Genomic DNA, 3,019 nt, shown 5'->3' on the forward strand with positions numbered 1-3,019 from the left:
GCGGTACAGGGTTCGAACCTGTGACCCCTACCATGTCAAGGTAGTGCTCTACCGCTGAGCTAACCGCCCGTTTGTTGCTTCTGCAGCGCCGCGATTGCGTCGGTGCAGGCCGCGTATATTACGGATGGCGACCGGCAAGCGCAATACTTTTGTGAAGAAAAGCCGTTTTACCGCGTTCAGCCCAGGCTGGCTTCCTTCAGCTGCCTGATCTGGTCGCGGACCCGGGCGGCATCTTCGAATTCCAGGTCCTTGGCATGCTGGTACATCCGCTGCTCCAGCGCCTTGAGGCGAGCGGCCAACTGCGCCGGACTGAGCGACCGGTAGTCGGCCGCATCCTCGGCCACGCCGGAACGGCCTTTGCCCTTGCCCTTGCGGGCCTCCTTCTCAGCGGCATCCGAACGTGCGCCCTCCAGCACATCGACAATCGGCCGCAGGACCGAGCGCGGAATGATGCCGTGTTCCTTGTTGTACTCGACCTGTTTGGCGCGACGACGGTCGGTCTCGTCAATTGCCGCCTGCATCGAACGGGTGATCCTGTCCGCGTACAGGATCGCCTTGCCGCGCACGTTGCGGGCCGCACGGCCGATGGTCTGGATCAACGAACCGGTCGAGCGCAGGAAGCCCTCCTTGTCCGCATCCAGAATCGCCACCAACGAGACCTCCGGCATGTCCAGGCCCTCGCGCAGCAGGTTGATGCCGACCAGCACATCGAACTTGCCCAGACGCAGGTCGCGGATGATCTCCACGCGTTCGACGGTATCGATGTCCGAGTGAAGGTAGCGCACGCGGATGCTGTGCTCGGTCAGGTACTCGGTGAGGTTTTCGGCCATGCGCTTGGTCAGGGTGGTGACCAGCACGCGGTCACCGGCCTTGATCCGCTCGTTGGCCTCGCTCATCAGGTCATCGACCTGGGTGCCGACCGGGCGGATCTCCACCACGGGGTCGATCAGCCCGGTCGGGCGCACGACCAGCTCGGCCATGTCCTCTCCGGCCTCGCGGAATTCATACGGACCCGGTGTCGCCGACACATAGATGCTGCGCGGGCAGCGCGCCTCCCACTCCTCGAAGCGCAGCGGACGGTTGTCCAGCGCCGACGGCAGGCGGAAGCCGAACTCGACCAGGGTTTCCTTGCGCGACCGGTCACCCTTGAACATGGCACCGATCTGCGGAATGGTCACGTGCGATTCGTCGATCACCAGCAGCGCATCAGCCGGCAGGTAATCGAACAGGGTCGGCGGCGGCTCGCCCGCGTTCTTGCCGGTCAAATGCCGCGAGTAGTTCTCGATGCCGTTGCAGAAACCGACTTCGGCCATCATTTCGAGGTCGAACTGGGTGCGCTGGGCCAGGCGCTGCGCCTCGACCAGCTTGTTCTGCGCGTACAGCTGCTCCAACCGCTCCTTCAGCTCGACCTTGATGGTCTCCACCGCCGCCAGCACCCGTTCACGCGTAGTCGCGTAGTGGGTCTTCGGGTACACGGTGAAGCGCATGAGGTTGCGCATGGTCTCGCCGGTGAGCGGATCGAACATCGTGATCTTTTCCACCTCGCCATCGAACAGTTCGATGCGCAGGGCCTCACTGTCCGACTCCGCCGGGAACACGTCGATCACTTCACCGCGCACGCGGAAGGTACCGCGCTGCAGCTCGTATTCGTTGCGCGTGTACTGCAGCTGGGTCAGGTGATTGATCAGGTCGCGCTGGTCGATGCGCTCGCCCTTGGACAGGATCAGGCGCAGCGACAGGTAGTCTTCCGGCGCACCCAGGCCGTAGATGGCCGACACGGTCGCCACCACGATCGCATCCGGTCGCGACAGCAGGGTCTTGGTTGCCGCCAGCCGCATCTGCTCGATGTGCTCGTTGATCGAACTGTCCTTCTCGATGAAGGTGTCCGACGACGGCACGTAGGCTTCCGGCTGGTAGTAGTCGTAATAGCTGACGAAATACTCCACCGCRTTGTGCGGGAAGAACGCCTTGAACTCGCCATACAACTGCGCCGCCAGGGTCTTGTTCGGCGCCATGATCAGCGTCGGCTTCTGGATCTGCTGGATGACGTTGGCAATGGTGTAGGTCTTGCCCGAGCCGGTCACGCCCAGCAGGGTCTGCTTGGCGACGCCGGCTTCGAAATTGCTGGTCAGCTTGGCGATGGCGTTGGGCTGGTCTCCCGCCGGCGAATACGGCGAGACAAGTTGAAAACTGTCGCTCATGGTGTTGCCAGGTCTCGGGGAAGGTGAGTATACGGGGCGTCCGGTGACGGTCGGCTGAGGGGAAGCCTGCCTCAAAGATGGGGGTCTGGCTGATGGTGGCAGTCAAGACCTGCAGCCAACCTGTAGCCATGACTGCGGCCACACACCTCCCCCACCCTGCTCGGTTGGCACGCGGCCTTCACCTGCTGGAACTGGTGAGCGTACTGATGGTGCTGTCGGTGCTCCTGGCCCTGGCCTGGGGACCCTGGCAGCGCACGCTCCGCCACCTGCAAGCGGAATCACTGCGTGCCGAACTGACCAGCAGCCTGGTACTGGCGCGCAATACAGCCATCACCCAGCGCCGAAGAGTGACGGTCTGCGGGTCGGCCGATGGTGTCAACTGCAGCAACGCATGGAGCCAAGGGTGGCTGGTACGGACGGAACCCTCGCCATGGGCAGCCGCGACTGCCGCCGCCGTCATCCATGTGCGGGATCGCATACCGCCGCCTGTGCGGATGGAATCCAGCCAACATCGGCGACATGTGCAGTTCCTGCCGGATGGCCGCAACGCCGGCACCAATCAGTCGCTGCTGCTCTGCGTGAACGGCAAAGAACACAGCAGGGTGATCATCAACGTCGGCGGACGCGTACGCAGCGAACGGCCACGAACTGAAAAACCTTGCTGAATGCGGCCGATGGCGGATCGAAGAACGAAAAAAACCGCGATTTCTCGCGGCTTTTTCGAATCTGGCGCCCGAAGTTGGACTCGAACCAACGACCCCCTGATTAACAGTCAAGTGCTCTAACCGGCTGAGCTATTCGGGCGGGGAGGCGCATTC

General features: G+C 63.0%; 2 protein-coding genes and 1 tRNA gene. 1 reads left to right on the forward strand and 2 read right to left on the reverse strand.

Translation table 11 applies throughout. The annotated features are described in order from the left end of the window. Positions 1–176: 176 nt before the first annotated feature. Positions 177–2,201 (reverse strand): excinuclease ABC subunit UvrB, encoded by a 2,025-nt coding sequence (uvrB, locus tag AB4Y84_RS17915; protein ID WP_442243714.1) that lies wholly within the window; start codon positions 2,199–2,201, stop codon positions 177–179. 194 nt (positions 2,202–2,395) lie between these two features. Between uvrB and AB4Y84_RS17920 the strand changes: the two genes are divergently transcribed. Further along, positions 2,396–2,866: a GspH/FimT family pseudopilin gene (locus tag AB4Y84_RS17920; RefSeq protein ID WP_442243715.1), complete on the forward strand. Its 471-nt coding sequence runs from the start codon at positions 2,396–2,398 to the stop codon at positions 2,864–2,866. A gap of 62 nt (positions 2,867–2,928) precedes the next feature. On the opposite strand, the gene AB4Y84_RS17925 is transcribed toward AB4Y84_RS17920, so the two are convergent. Further along, positions 2,929–3,005, reverse strand: a tRNA-Asn gene (locus AB4Y84_RS17925). Between the last annotated feature and the right edge of the window lie 14 nt (positions 3,006–3,019).

Origin of the sequence: Stenotrophomonas sp. 2YAF22 (genome assembly GCF_052114665.1) — a bacterium.
Classification (GTDB): domain Bacteria; phylum Pseudomonadota; class Gammaproteobacteria; order Xanthomonadales; family Xanthomonadaceae; genus Stenotrophomonas; species Stenotrophomonas indicatrix.